At 70.5% G+C, this 14,418-nt stretch carries 8 protein-coding genes; 5 read left to right on the top strand and 3 right to left on the bottom strand.

The window, feature by feature from the left end; translation table 11 throughout:
• Positions 1-539 precede the first annotated feature (539 nt).
• The 4 genes from IE329_RS29905 (at position 540) to IE329_RS29890 (ending at position 8,447) form a co-directional block, all read left to right on the top strand.
• A complete protein-coding gene (locus IE329_RS29905) occupies positions 540-2,354 on the top strand; it encodes a trypsin-like serine protease (RefSeq protein WP_190214123.1) in 1,815 nt (604 codons plus the stop codon).
• Positions 2,355-2,663: 309 nt separating this feature from the next.
• Positions 2,664-7,118 (top strand): polymorphic toxin-type HINT domain-containing protein, encoded by a 4,455-nt coding sequence (locus IE329_RS29900; RefSeq protein ID WP_190214122.1) that lies wholly within the window; start codon positions 2,664-2,666, stop codon positions 7,116-7,118.
• 6 nt (positions 7,119-7,124) lie between these two features.
• Entirely contained in the window at positions 7,125-7,760 is a 636-nt protein-coding gene (locus IE329_RS29895; RefSeq protein ID WP_190214121.1) for a hypothetical protein, read from the top strand.
• 93 nt (positions 7,761-7,853) lie between these two features.
• The gene (locus tag IE329_RS29890; RefSeq protein ID WP_190214120.1) at positions 7,854-8,447 is read left to right on the top strand and encodes a replication-relaxation family protein; all 594 of its coding nucleotides are present in this window, start codon (positions 7,854-7,856) and stop codon (positions 8,445-8,447) included.
• Between the two features lie 289 nt (positions 8,448-8,736).
• On the opposite strand, the gene IE329_RS29885 is transcribed toward IE329_RS29890, so the two are convergent.
• Positions 8,737-8,895, bottom strand: a complete 159-nt coding sequence (locus IE329_RS29885) for a hypothetical protein (RefSeq protein ID WP_190214168.1) — start codon at positions 8,893-8,895, stop codon at positions 8,737-8,739.
• A gap of 25 nt (positions 8,896-8,920) precedes the next feature.
• Between IE329_RS29885 and IE329_RS41660 the strand changes: the two genes are divergently transcribed.
• A complete protein-coding gene (locus IE329_RS41660; RefSeq protein WP_268257350.1) occupies positions 8,921-9,049 on the top strand; it encodes a hypothetical protein in 129 nt (42 codons plus the stop codon).
• A gap of 259 nt (positions 9,050-9,308) precedes the next feature.
• Here the strand turns inward: IE329_RS41660 and IE329_RS29880 are convergent, their stop codons facing one another.
• Entirely contained in the window at positions 9,309-11,987 is a 2,679-nt protein-coding gene (locus tag IE329_RS29880; protein WP_190214119.1) for a SpoIIE family protein phosphatase, read from the bottom strand.
• Between the two features lie 453 nt (positions 11,988-12,440).
• Complete coding sequence (locus IE329_RS29875; RefSeq protein ID WP_190214118.1) at positions 12,441-14,276, bottom strand: glycoside hydrolase family 27 protein; 1,836 nt, start codon at positions 14,274-14,276, stop codon at positions 12,441-12,443.
• Positions 14,277-14,418 lie beyond the last annotated feature (142 nt).

Here is a 14,418-nt window from a genome sequence, read left to right as displayed (position 1 = left end):
GGGGTGTTCTCGCGAATCTTGTTACCGTCGAGTCACAGTCGAATCAGACACGCAAGCAGCCATAAGCACAGCAGCCACAGAATCGATTTCAGCGGCAATGTCCGAATTATTCCCTTCCCTCTTGGTGACAATGGTTTCTGATGTTCACGCGGGCCATGTCCGCTGGCCAGAGGCCCTGGAGCTTGCTTCTGAATTGTCTTTGACGCTCAAGATCACAGCCGATAGCGTCCGCTTGGCAATTCTTCTGCCACGGGGGGAGCAGGCTCCTCCCGGGCATGTCATTTTGGGGAGTATCTGTGCATATGAGTCGACGGCTGACATGGCCGCTTGTGGCCGCATTGGCAATACCCGTACTGGGCACTTCAGTGCCTGCTGCTGCTGCGGGGGACACACCGGCTGCGGCCGTGGAGAGCTATGCGTACCCTGGGGCCGCGCAGATCCTCCAGCAGCAGCTCGTCACCCTGAAGTCGGGGGACGGGAACATTTAGCTCGTCGACTGCACCTCGACCGGGAACCTGATTGAGGTGTTCAGCCGGATCTTGGATCCCGGACCCGTCAAGGTCTGCTTCCGCGTCACTGGCCCCACCGGCTACCTGGCCCTGGAACTCCCGAAGGTCTACAACATCAAGGGCGACGACCACACGGTCAAGGCGACGCTGAAGACGGATGGTTCGGTCAGCAGCTTCGACGTCCGCAAGAACTTCTACACCCCCGTGGGCGAAGGCTCCTCCGGCGACGGAACCACCCTGCTGGAGCTGACCGCCACCGACGGACCGACGGCCACCGGCACCGCCAACGCCTACCCGGCGGTCGCGGCCGTCAACGTCGGGCAGCCCGGCCGGGCAGGCTCCCGGGCCTGCACCGGCACCCTTGTCGACCCGAACTGGGTTCTCACCGCCGCCAGCTGCTTCGCGGCCGACCCCACCGCCGGCTTCACCGTCCCGGCCGGCCCGCCCGCGGTGGCGTCCACCGCGACCATCGGCCGCGCGGACCTCGCCACCTCCGGCGGACACACCGTCGCCATCACCGAGCTCGTCCCGCGCACCGACCGCGACCTGGTGATGGCCCGCCTCGCCGCCCCCGTCACGGATGTCACCCCGCTGACGGTGGCGACCGCCGCGCCCGTCCAGGGCGAGACGCTGCGCGTCGCCGGCTACGGCCGCACGAAGACCGAGTGGGTACCCAACAAGCTGCACACCGCGACGTTCAACGTCGATGCGGTGAAGGCCACCGGCGTCGACATCACCGGTGTCTCACCGGCGGGCACGAGCGTCTGCCAGGGCGACACCGGCGCCCCCACCATCCGCGAAACCGGCGGCACACCGAAGATCGCCGCCGTCGCCAGCACCTCCTGGCAGAACGGATGCCTCGGCAGCACCGAGACCGCCCACAACGGCGCGTTCAACACCCGCACCGACGACGTCTACGACTGGGTCCAGCAGACCCGCGCCCTCGCGACCGGCTGGAAGACCGAGGTCCTGGTCAAGAGCGGCACCAGCCTGTACCAGGGCATCCGCCTCACCGACGGCAGCCTGACCGGCTTCGGCGACGTGGAGTCCAAGGTCGGCAGCATCGGCGGCGTCAAGTCCGCCGCCGCGGCCGGCATCAACGGTGACACCCACGTGGTGGCGGTCGGCAGCGACGGCCACATCCGCCACACCATCCGCAGCGCCAACGGCAGCTGGAGCAACTGGGGCGACGTCAACAGCGTCGCCGGCTGGCTCGGCAGCGCCACCCAGGTGTCCGCCGTCTCCATCGGCACCGACCTGCACGTGATCGTCCTCGCCAACGGCATCGTGTTCCACACCGTGCGCCACGCCGACGGGAACTGGACCGGGTTCGGCGACGTCAGCGGCGCAGCAGGCGGCCTCGGCTCCGCGACGTCGGTGGCCACGGCCAGTGTCGCCGGCCAGCTCCAGCTCGCGGCCGTGAGCGGCGGCAAGATCTTCCACACCATCCGCAACAGCGCCGGTTCCTGGACCTCGTGGGGTGACGTCTCCACCTACCTCGGCGCCCCGGGCCCGGTCAGCTCGATCACCATGGCCGGCGTCGGCGGCGAGACCCACGTCGTGATCGCCACTGCGAACGGGACGCACCAGTACCACGCCCTGCGCAAGAGCGACGGTACCTGGGAGAACTTCGCCGACCTCGGCGGCCTGCTCGGCCAGGTCACCGCCAAGTCGCTCAGCGCGACCGCGGTCGACGGTGAGGTCCAGCTCGCCCTGGTGACCGACGACAACAAGATCCTGCACATCATCCGCCACGCCGACCGCACCTGGTCGACCGTCGCACCGGTCGAGACCACCGGCGTGAACGGCACCCGTGACGCGGTCGCCATCACCGGCACCCTCTGAACCGGTCCGGCACCGAGGTCGGTCGCCCCAACTAGGCAGGAACGGGGTGGCCGACCCGGTCCGGCGGTCCGGTCGTCGGTGATGGGCAGTGGCCTGCTGCTCCACCGGTACCGGTGGAGCAGCAGGCCGTTGCGGGCGGCGGTGCTCTGCTCCCCGCCGCCCGATGTTGTGAGGTTCTTCAGTGCCGCCGAGGCGACTGCCCGCGGCGTTCCGGCACCTTGGGGTGCCTGATGGGGATGGGTTACGGGTTCGATGAGGACGAAAGTGACATCAAGAGGAATACGGTCGCGGGGGGCGGCCGCCGGGGTCGTGGCCCTGGCCCTGATGACGGGGCTGCTCACGATCCCGGCAGCGGCAGCGGACACCGCGCCGGCCACGGGGCCGGTCGCCGACCGGGTGAAGGCGGTGGCGGCGTGGCAGGCCGGCGGGCCGATCGTGCGCCGGGCCGCCGAGACGGCGCTGGCCGGCTCCGACGCGGACGTGACGGCGTTCGTGACGGCCGGCCAGGCAGCCGCCGCGGAGCAGGACCTGCGGGCTCGCATCGAGGAACTGATCGCCACCTCGGGCCCCGGGGTGCGCGAAGCCGGGACCGCAGCCCTCGCGGGCCCGGCGTCCGGCCTTCAGGCCTTTCTCGACAAGGGGGTCAAGAATCCGTTCGAGCATGACCAGCGGGTTCTGCTGTCGCAGATCATGGCGGCCGGCGGCCCCGGAGTGCAGGACTCCGCCAACAAGGCGATGGCCGGCACACTGGTGGACGTCTCCCAGTTCCTGAACGTCGGTCAGTACACAGCCAGGGAGCACGACGACCGCGTCAAACTCTCCCAGCTGATGGCGGCCAGCGGGCCCCAGGTGCAGCAGGCCGCCAACGTCGCGATGGGCGGCACAGGCGAGGACGTCCGGGACTTCCTGCGCTACGGCTATCAGACCGCCGCGGCGCACGACCAGGAAACCCTGACCATCGCGCAGCTGGTGGATCTGGCGAAGAACGCCTCCAGTCAGGCCGGCGAGCAGGCCAAGGTCGCCAAGGACGCCGTCGCCAAGGCGGTGGAGGCGACCGCCCTGGCGAAGCAGGCCGCGGAGCGCGCGGCGAGTGAGACCCGGGCCGCGCAGGCCGACGCGTCGAAGGCGTCCAACGCCGCGGGGCGCGCGGCAGACGCGGCCGGCCGGGCGGCGAAGGCCGCACAGACCGCATCGACGGCGGCCCGGGCCGCGAACGAGGCGGCCCGGCAGGCTGCGAACGCCGCGGCCAACGCGGCAGCAGCCGCAACCAAGGCGGGCGACGCCGCTTCACGCGCGCTGTCCGCTGCGTCCGCAGCCGGATACGACGCGACCAAGGCCGCTCAGGCGCGTGATGCGGCGGTTGAGGCCCGTAAGGCCGCAGCCGACGCGAAGACCGCCGGAGAGACCAGCGCCTGGGCCGAACAGGCAGCGTCCCAGGCCAAGAGTGCGGCTCAGGACGCCGACTCCGCGGCCACCAACGCCAAGGCCGCCGCCCAGGCTTCCGCCGACGCTGCGAACCAGTCCGGCGTGTCCGGAGAGGCCGCGGACCAGGCTCGTCAGGCCGCCGCCCGGGCCACGGGCGCCGCCGCGGAAGCCAGCCGTGCGGCGAAGGCCACCATCAAGATCGCCGACGACGCCGCCGCCGCAGCCCGCGAATCACGGCAAGCCGCGATCTCCGCCGCCGCACACGCCGAAGCCGCTGCCGCAGCGGCGGAAGAAGCAGCCGCACACGCCGGCGACGCGGCCGCCGCCGCCGGCATCGCCCAGGCGGCCGCCACCGCCGCAGCCACCGCCGCAACCGACGCGGCGAAGGCGGCGACCGAGGCGCACAACATCGCGGCCATCGCCCGCGCCTCCGACCAGGAGCGCCTGGACGCACAAACGGCCGCCGAGATGGCCGTCGCGCAGCAGGCCTACCGCGACGAGGAACTGAAGAACCGCAAGGCGGCGTGGGAGGCCGGGAAGACCACCCAGCTGGCCGCCGACACCGAACGGCTGATCTCGGAGGCCACCGCCGCCGGAGTCGACCCGAACACCGCAGTGACCAAGGGCCGCCAGGCCGCCGCGCGGCTGCTGGACGCCGGCGGGCCGTGGACGAAGGCCGCCGCCCAGAGCGCACTGGAAGGATCGGAGGGCGCCGTCCTCGCCTTCCTCAGCTCCGACCTCGCGAGGGCCCGGGAACAGGACGACCGCAGCAGCGTCATGGGCATCGCCCAGGGCTCCACCAAGCTGGAACACAAGCTCGCGGCCGAGACCGCCTTGGTGGGCACCGCCGCGCAGGTCCGCGACTTCCTGGCCACAGGCGCCTACCCCGGCCAGGAGAGCGACGACCGGGTCCTGCTGTCGCAGATCATGTCGGCCGGCGGCCCGGGAGTGCAGGACGCTGCCAACACCGCCATGGGCGGTAGCCACGCAGACGTCCGCCAGTTCCTGAACGCCGGCCAGTACACCGCACGCGAACACGACAACCGGGTCCTGGTGTCCCAGGCCATGGCATCCGGTGGACCGGAGGTGCAGGCGGCAGCCCAGGCCGCCATGGCCGGGCCCGCCTCCGGCCTGGTCCCGTTCCTGCAGGTCGGCCTGCCCCAAGCCCGCGAACGCGACGCCTTCACCGCGGCCCACGTCGCCACGATCAGCTCCTACCTCGCCAGCATCGACGGCTCGGCAGCCCTGGCCAGCAAGTACGCGGCCGAAGCCGGCGAGTCCTACGCCACCGCCCGCGGCCTCGCCGACGAAGCCGCCGGCTACGCCCACCAGGCCACGGCCTCCGCCGCACAAGCGGCCGACTGGGCCACCAAGGCCGCAGCCTCCGCCGACCAGGCCCAAGCCTCCGCCGACCAGGCCGCCGGCTACGCCAAACAAGCCCGCACCGCCGCCGCAGCCGCGCAGGAATCCGCCCGCAGCGCCAGCCTCTCAGCGAACGCCGCCGCCGGCTACGCACAACAGGCCCAGAAGTACGCCTCCGAGGCGAAGGCCGCCTCCGGCAGGGCCGAACAGTCGGCCATCGAAGCCGGCAGGAGCAGGGACGAAGCATTCGCGGCCGCCCGGCAAGCCGCACAGCTCATCATGGCGAAGCAGCAGGCCGACACCGCCGAAGGCAAACTGCAGAACGACACCGCCGTCATCGACGAGAACGGCCGCGTCACCTACGTCGAGGGCGTTCCCCAGTCCGACGTGAAGCCCAAAATCATCCGCGAGGACCACAGCAAGTGCGTCGAGTATGACCCGATCATCATCGCCTTCCTTCCCGGCAACTGGCGTGAGGAGGGCAAGAAGCTGGTCTGCGACCTGCCGGTCACGGTCAAGGTCACCGGCACGATCGACTACTACCTGAAGACCTGCCCCGAACCGAACCTCTCCATCGCCGCCTGCCAGGGCAAGTACCGCGACTGGGACGCCGTCCTCATCCGCAGCGAGCCGATCGACACGCAGTACGACACCACCGTCAAAATCGAATACAAGAGCACCGACCAGCTCATTTTCGAGGCCGTCACCGGCGACTTCGTCAAGTGCTGGAAGAACCCCGGACTCAACGGCCCCTGCGCCTGGGCAGCATCCAACTTCATCCCCTACGGCACCCTCGCCAAGGGCGCCAAGGGCATCGCCGCCTTCCGCTTCGCCCTCGAAGCAGGCGTCGAACTCGAACAAGCCAAACTCGCCCTCCAAGCCGCCCTCGACGGCTACAGCGACGCGGTCAAACTCAAGCTCCTCGCCACCGCCGACAAGATCACCGCCTTCCGCAACACCCTCAAGGACGGCATCGGCACCGACACGGCACTCGCGGCCCTCAGCGCCGACCGGAACATCGAACGAGCTCTGGTCGAGCAGCTTAAATTTGAAGACGAGCTCGCGGAGGGGGTTCGCACGGCGTGCCCGACCAACAGCTTCCCGGCCGGCACGAGCGTGATCATGGCCGACGGGACCGACCGGGCCATCGAAACCCTCCGGGCAGGGGACCAGGTGCTGGCCACCGATCCCGCCACGGGTTTCACCGGAGCCCAGCCGGTGACCAGCACCTTCGGGCACTCCACCACCCGCCTGATCGACATCGACACCGAGCACGAGGGCCGGATTACCAGCACGGTCGGACACCGCTTCTATGTCGAGGGGGCGGGTTTGCGCGAGGTCTCCGACCTGCACGTCGGCGACGTCCTGGCCGGCCGCGACGGGTCGCACAACCCGGTGACCGGTTTGCACGAACAGACGGGCGCCACGCAGGCGGTGTACGACCTCACCGTCAGCGGCACGCACACCTTCTACGTGCGCGGTCCGCAGAACACGGGCAGTGGCATCCTCGTCCACAATTGCTTCGACCTGTGGGGTGATGAACTGGGGCGAAACCAGGACGCCCGTGCCCACACCATCAAGAAGCACGTGGCCCAGGGCGCCTACGGTCCGAACGGCGAGACTGCAGGGGTCACACCTGAGGAGGCGGCCGGATTTACTACCGCCACCGACCCGAACGGGGTGTTCAGCGACCTCAGCATCGCTGAGGAAGCACTGCGATCGGCCCTCGCCAAGAGTCAGGACGCACTTCGCACCTGGGGACAGCCAGGCGCGTCGGACTTCAAGGAAATCATCGTCGATGTCGATGTCATCAGGGACGGCCAACGCCTGACCTCGCTGGGCAAGGTGTACCCTCCGGGCGGCAGTCTCAACGCCGCAGATTCCGGAACCAAGGTCAAGGTCAGGCTGCTGAGGGCACCCCAGCACAATGGCAAGAAGTGGATCGTCGGTTCCATCTTCCCGCTGGCAGGAGGGTGATGCGTGATGACTGAGAGATACAGCGGGGACGAGTTCGGGCTGCCTCACCTGGGACAGGTGTTCCATCACAGTTGGCGGGACGAATGGGCCACCGAGGCGCAGGCACTGGCGTACTACGCCGACGGCATGCCACCGTACCTAGTCGAGGCGCTCCTCGTCGACGCTCTCCGGGTTTCTGCTCCAGCCGTGCCGCCGTGGGTGTTCGAAACGCTCTGGGCAGTGGGCACCGAACGCCGCCTGGAGCTCAGGAAAGAGGGGATTGACCCGCGCGAATGGCTCCTGGGAGTCGTCCGGCTCTGCCGGGAGCGACTCCGCGCGGAAGGCCTCACTCCTCCAGAGGAGGTACCGGCCAGCCCCTACCAGCACCTGACAGGGGACGTCCTGGACGAGATCATGATCGTCACTCCCGGCCTCCTGGAGCTGGCACAGGACTCGTCCTGGAAGTCCATCCCCGGTGTGGTGCCCGCACTCAGCCACGCCGCCGTCCACGCCTGCCCCGACTTGGCGTTCCGCTTCCTCCTACGCGCTCTCACCTACGGCCCGCAAATCACCCGGAAGCAGTATGAGCGGTACGTGGAACTCGGGCGTCGATTCGAGTACGGGCAGTTCCTCGTCCCAGGTTACGAGCACCTGATGCGCTGAGACCGTCGACGACAGTCATCGGGCGCGCAGTTGGTACGGATCACGTACCAACTGCGCGCCCTTGCACTTGGTGCTCTCACCACTGAGCAACAGGTGCTCTCGGTAGTCGCCTACAAAGCCACCCGTACGCGGGGCGACGGGTACGGGCCGTTCGACTTCATCCCGGAGGTCACCCACCGCTTCGCCGAGGGCCGCGAGGGCACGGTGCGCCCGGACGGCCTGCTCTACTACGGCGCCGCCGACGCGGAGGGCATCGCACGGATGAGGGCGTTCGTCGAGGTCGACCGCGGCACGATGGGCGCCGAGCGCCTGGCGTCCAAGCTGAACGCGTACGCCCGCTACTGGTCGACCAGGATGCTCCCCGCCGGGATGCGGGCGGGCACCATCGAGGCCGAGCAGGGCGGCCGGGTGCCGCTGTGGGAGCGCCGGTACACACGCTTCCCCAGGTTGCTGTTCGTCCTCACCGGCACCGGCGAGACCGGCTTCCTCAACCGCGTCGGCCAGCTCCAACTGCACGCCGGCGACCGTCACGTGGCCAAGATGCTCGCCACCGTCCCGGCCGCCGCCGCCAACCTGGCCGACCTCGAAGAGCACGGGCCCAGCGCCGACGTCTGGTACCCGCTCGCCGACCGCAACGCCGAACCACGGAGCTTCTACGAGCTGACCGGCACCGGCCGAACCCGCTGACCCGCACGGAACCCACGCACCTTGATGCCCTGTCCAAGAACACCTGGATGGGGCATCAAGGTACCCGAGGCCTTCGACACCAATACTTTGACCTGCGGCTTTACATGGCTTCCAAGGTTTTCGAAGCGGATGGCGCGGCGGTCTCCAAGGTATCGGGGGTGCCTTCCAAGGTGGGCGCCGGAGCGGTGGGGGCGGCGTCAAGGTGGGCCGCCGAGCGGCGGGGTGGCCATCAAGGAGTCGGCCGAGTTCCGGGGCGGGCATCAAGGTGCCCCGGCCCGGCCCCAGGGGCTCAGCGCCACCGGTAGGAGGTGTCGGTCATCGGTGGGAGCAGCAGCGGGCCGCCGGCGGGCAGGGCGGCTTGGTGAAGGACGGGGCCGACGGCCGGGTACAGGTGGAGGCCGGCCGCTTCGGCCAGTGGCAGCCACCCGGAGACCGGCGGGAAGTTCATCTATCCCCACAGTCGGCTGATCAACGTGGCCGTCCGCGAGCCGCTGCGCGCGGTCGAGCCCGACGACCGGGCCTTCGAGGCCGCGAGTGCCCGCTTCCAGTTCCTCGCCTCGCTCATCGGCATGGACGCCAGCGACTGGCGCAGCAGCCCCTGACCCGGCGAGTTCCTCCTCGACTCCTGGTGGGGCTACGACAACAACGCCCTGGCCGCCGAGATCCAGCAGGAGATCACCACCGACTGGCCACTCCTGCGCGCCGGCGCGTTCGCCAGCGATAGCGCCCGGGCAAGCGCGGCCTTGGCCGCCCTCACGGAAAGGCGGGCGAGGCGCCCGCAGTGAGAACCTTGTGGACGGCCATACGCCGCTGGCTCGCCCGGAGAGCCGTTGGCGGCCCGGCCCCGGGCTCTCGCCGTGACTACAGGTCTTCCCACTGATCGAGCAGGGCGTTGCCGTCGGGTTCCGCGTCGTCCGCCAGGTTCTGCTCGACCCAGATGATCTTGCCGCGGGCCAGGTAACGGGTGCCCCAGCGCTCGCAGAAGCGGGCCACCAGATAGAGGCCGCGGCCGCCCTCGTCGGTGTCGGCGGCGCGGCGCAGGTGCGGGGAGGTGCTGCTGCCGTCGGCGACCTCGCAGATCAGGTGCCGGTCGTCGCAGAGCAGGCGCAGCCGGACGGGGTCCAGTCCGTAGCGGATGGTGTTGGTGACGAGTTCGCTGATGATCAACTCGGTGGCGAAGACCTTGTGGTCCAGGCCCCAGCGCTCCAGGGTTGCGGTGGCCTTGGCGCGGACCCGGGAGACGGTGGCGGGGTCGCGTTCGAGTCGCCACTCGGCGATCTTGTCGCGGTCGAGGCGGCGGGTGCGGGCGGCGAGCAGCGCGACGTCGTCGTCGGGGCGTTCGGAGAGCAGGGCGTTGAGGACGGCGGTGCAGGCGCCCTCGGGAGTTCCGTCGGAGCCGGTGAGGGAGCGGGCGAGCTGGTCGAATGCCTCGTCGGTGTCGCGGCGGCGCTGCTGGAGCAGGCCGTTGGTGAACAGCACCAGCAGGGTGCCCTCGTCGAGGTACAGGTCGAGGGTCTCGGCGGGCAGTGCCGCGCCGGTGCCGAGTGGTGGGGAGAGTGGCAGCTCGGGGATGTGCACGGTGCCGTTGGGGTGGAGCAGCGCGGGCGGTGGGTGGCCTGCGGAGGCCATGGCGCAGTATCCGGTGGCCGGGTCGTAGACGGCGTACAGGCAGGTCGCTCCGGTGACCGCGCCGCCGTCGGCGGAGGGGTCGAGGCGGGTGACGAACTCGTCGAGCTGGGCGAGGAGTTCGTCGGGGTCGAGGTCGAGCGCAGAGAAGTTGTGCACGGCGGTACGCAGCCGTCCCATCGCCGCCGCGGCACCGACGCCGTGGCCCACCACGTCGCCGACGACCAGCGCGACCCGGGCGCCGGAGAGTGGGATGACGTCGAACCAGTCGCCGCCGACGCCGGCTTCAGCCGGTAGGTAGCGCCAGGCGGTGTCGACGGCGCTGTGGGCGGGGAGTTCGCCAGGCAGCAGGCTGCGCTGGAGTGCGGTGGCGGTGGCGTGCTCGCGGGTGTAGCGGCGGGCGTTGTCGAGGCAGACCGCGGCGCGCAGCGCGAGTTCCTCGGCGAACGCCAGGTCCTCGGCGGTGAACGGTGGCTGGTCGGCGCGCCAGAAATTGACGACGCCGAGGACGAGGTCGCCGGTCTGGAGGGGCACCGAGACCAGGCTGTGCAGACCGGAGTCGAGCAGCTCTCGGGCGTGCTCGGGGTCGGCGCACCAGTCGTCGCGGGAGGCGAGGTCGATCAGCAGGGCACGGCCTGCGGCCAGGTCGGTGGGGATGGTGGAGACCGGGGCGGTTCCGATGGGGTGGCCGAGTGGGTAGAGCGGAATGTCGGGGCGGATGCCGACCCGGGCGGTGCGGCGGACCAGGAGGCTGCCCGGTTCGGGTTCGGCGCCCTCCAGTACGGGTTCGAGGAGTTCGACGGTGGTGTAGTCGGCGAATTCGGGGACGGCGGCCTCGGCGAGTTCCTCGGCGGTGCGGGTGAGGTCGAGGGTGGTGCCGATCCGCAGGCCTGCGGCGTACAGCAGGTCGAGGCGGCGGTGCGCGGTTTCGGCGCGGCCGGCCAGGGCGCGCAGCTCGGTGGTGTCGCGCACGGTGGCGACCGCGCCGTCGGCCCGGTCGGCCCGTCTGACGGGGCGCTGGTTGACGGCGAGCAGCTGGTTGCCGACGGGGTGCACCTCGTCGGTGGCGGTGCGGCCGGAACCGAGCAGGTCGGCGAGGGCGGGCGGCAGGCCGAGGGAGTCGATCCGCGGGGCCGAGTCTGCGGTGGGCAGGTCGAGGAGGCGGCGTGCCTCGTCGTTGGCGAGTTGCAGGCGGCCGTCGCCGGTGATGACGACGCCCTCGCGCACCGCGTGCAGCACGGCGTCGTGGTGCTCGTACATCCGGGTCATCTCGGCCGGCCCCAGGCCGTGCGTCTGGCGCCGCAGCCACCGGCTGACCAGGGCAGAGCCGCCGGCCGCGAGGACCAGGGCGACGCCCGTGGCGGTGAACAGCACGGGCAGCTGCGCCTGCAGTTGTTCCTGGACGCTCTTGACCTGGATGCCGACCGAGACCAGGCCCACGGCCTTGCCCGTGGGGTCGAAGACGGCGACCGTGGTGTCCACGGCCCGGCCGAACAGGGTGCTGTCGAAGGTCTCCTGGAACGGCTCTCCGTTGAAGGCGGGCGCGAACGCGCCGGAGACGTGGCCGCCGATTAGGCTCGGGTCGGGGTGGGACCAGCGGATGCCGTTCGGGTCGAACGCCACCACGTACGCCACGCCCGCCTTCATCCGGGTCTGCTCGGCGGCCGGCTGCAGGACGGCGCTGGGGTCGGCGGACTCCATCGCGGCAAGCGTCCCGGGCGCGTGGGCGAAGGACTCGGCGACCGACATAGACCGGTCGTAGGCCTCCTGGGTGGTGCGCTGGCGGGCCTGCACCACCAGGGCGGCCAGCGCGGCACCGGCCAGCACCAGGATCACCACTAGCTGCAGCAGGAACACCCGCGCAGCCAGACTGCGCGGCAACCGGGCCCACCGCGGTCTCCCGTTCTTGCTCATCCCTACATTCTGGTAGCCTGCCGCGCCGACGGCCTGCCCGAACGGACCCGGCTGGCCCACCCCCATGCGCTGCGGCGATCACACGTTCAGCCGTGACAGCGAGGGGACGGAGCAGGCCGATCGGCTCCCAGCGGCGGGCCTCGGCCTGCTCGCCTGCCGCCGTGGGGCCGGGCTAACCACCGCGGTGCCCCGATCGGTGCCGACCTGGCTGAAGAAGCTGGCTGGCTCCCTGAGGCTCCGAGGTCTCGGTCAGATGCTCGGGCCCAGGACGGGGATCTCCTGGGCTGGTCGTTCGCGGAGCGGCCGGCGAAGGCGCCTGCCGCTGTTTGTGGGGGAGGCGGCAGGCACGGCCCCTTGTGATCGTGGGAGTTGGAGGTCTCGCGATCGGGTGGGCCGTGCCTGCCGTGCTGGCCGTGCCACCGGCGTCCGCCGCACCGGTGGCCGGGGCCCGGGTTATGAGGTGGGCAGGTTCCAGAGCTGGTTGGCGGAGGCGGTGCAGGGCCAGATGTCCAGACGGGTGCCGCTGGTGCTGATCGCGCCCGCGACGTCCAGGCACAGGCCGGACTTGGTGTTCTTCAGGGTCTTGTCACTCTGGTAGACCCAGGACTGGGCGGGGCTTCCGTTGCAGGTGTAGAGCTGGACGGCGGTGCCGGCCGCGGTGGCGCCACCCCGGACGTCCATGCACTTGCCGTAGGCGCGGACGGTGCCGTCACCCGGGATCGTCCAGGTCTGGTTGGCGCCGCCGTTGCAGCCCCACAGGTCGAGGTCGGTGCCGTCGGTGGAGACGGCGCCCTTGACGTCGGCGCACTTGCCGGCCAGGCCGGTGATGGGCCCGCTGGGTGCGCCCGGGCCGCTGGGGGTGAGCTTGAGCAGTCGGGAGCCGTAGGCGGGCAGGGTGGCGCTGAAGCTTCCGGTGCTGGCGCCCAGGTCGGAGTGGGTCCACATGTCGTGGACGTCGGCCGACTGAGCGGTCCGCAGGCCGATGTCGGCCCAGTTGGCGGTCACGGTGGCCGAGGTGGAGCCGAGGTTGAACAGCGCGACGGTGTAGGTGCCGTCGTTGTTCCTGACGTACCAGGTCTGCTGGTTGGTGGCCTGGCTGACCGGCTTGGCGGGCAGGCCCTGCTGGTTCTGGGCGATAACCTCGCTGTTGGTGAGCAGCGACAGCCCGAGGGAGTCGATCTTGGTGAGGTCGTCACCGGTGTACATCGGGGAGTTGACGATGGACCACAGGGTGGTGGCGGTCCGACGCTGGTCGTCGGTCAGGCCGTCCATGGCGCCGTTGCCGACGTCGAGGGAGTCCAGGTCGGGGAAGAAGCCGGGCTTGGTGTAGGGCGCCCAGGCCGGGGCGCTGTTGAAGCGGGAGACGACGTGGTTCCAGTCGACGAGGGTGCTGCAGTAACACTCGACGTCGCCCTGGGTGCGGACGCCGGTGACGTTCTGCTGCCAGTAGGGGGCCTCGTTCGTCCGCATCGCCCAGGACAGTTCCAGGTGGCCCTGCCAGCCGAGGGCGTCGAGCGCCTTGCGCCAGCCGGCGACCTCGTAGTAGCTGCTCTTGGTCAGGTCGGAGACCGTGCCCGAGGTCCCCGAGGGGGTGACCCCGTCGAGCTTGAGGTAGTCGATGCCGTAGCCAGTGAGCTTCTGGGCGACCGAGTGGATGTACTCGTAGCCGCAGGGGTTGGCGTCGGACATGTCGAGGGCGTAGGCGTTGTTCCAGCCGCTGGGCAGCACGACGGGGGCGCCGGTGGAGTCCTTGAGGACGGCGTTCTGCGTGGTGCAGCCGTGGGTGGTGCCGTAGACGGGGGCGTTGAGGTTGTACGCCTCCTTCGCCATGCCGGCGTAGTCGTAGACGCCCAACTTGAGGCCGAGGGCGTGGACCTTGTTCACCACGGTGGCCATCGGGTCGGGGAAGCGGGTGGTGTCCTGCTCCAGCCGGCCGTAGGCGTCGAAGTGCGGGTTGCGGTCGATGTCGGCGTACCAGGCGGCGTCGATGTTGACGAACTTGTAGCCGGCCGATGCCAGGCCGGTGGAGACCAGGGCGTTGGCCTGCTGCAAGACGTGGTCCTCGTTGAGCCAGCTGGACCAGCTGTGCGGGTTGACCCCGGGGTAGGTGGTGGCCTGCAGGCTCCAGCTGCTCCAGCCCAGGTACGGGGTCGGGGCGATCGTGGCCGGCGAGAACACGACCGGCGCGGTGGCAGGGGCGGCGGTGGCCGGGACGGCGGCGCCGAGGCCGGCGGCGGCTGTGGCAGTGGCCAGCAGGCCGGTGAGCAGGCGTCTTGCAGTGGTCCTCATCGTCGAGTCCTCTCGGGTGGGTGGGGGTGTGCCCCGGGCCGGGCGGTGTGCGGTGTCGTCCGGCCGAGGGGGTGTGCGGCGGGAATGCCGCGTTCCGCTGCCTCCGCGGCGGTGTGGAAGCCGGCGGCGGGTGGGGGCGGAG

The organism is Kitasatospora indigofera (assembly GCF_014655955.1).
GTDB lineage: Bacteria > Actinomycetota > Actinomycetes > Streptomycetales > Streptomycetaceae > Kitasatospora > Kitasatospora indigofera.
This window is presented reverse-complemented; position numbering and strand designations above follow the sequence as displayed.

Coding starts and splice junctions, on each gene's coding strand:
- IE329_RS29880 (WP_190214119.1), bottom strand. CDS start 11,987: ATGAGCAAGAACGGGAGACCGCGGTGGGCCCGGTTGCCGCGCAGTCTG.
- IE329_RS29895 (WP_190214121.1), top strand. CDS start 7,125: ATGACTGAGAGATACAGCGGGGACGAGTTCGGGCTGCCTCACCTGGGA.
- IE329_RS29875 (WP_190214118.1), bottom strand. CDS start 14,276: ATGAGGACCACTGCAAGACGCCTGCTCACCGGCCTGCTGGCCACTGCC.
- IE329_RS29885 (WP_190214168.1), bottom strand. CDS start 8,895: ATGAACTTCCCGCCGGTCTCCGGGTGGCTGCCACTGGCCGAAGCGGCC.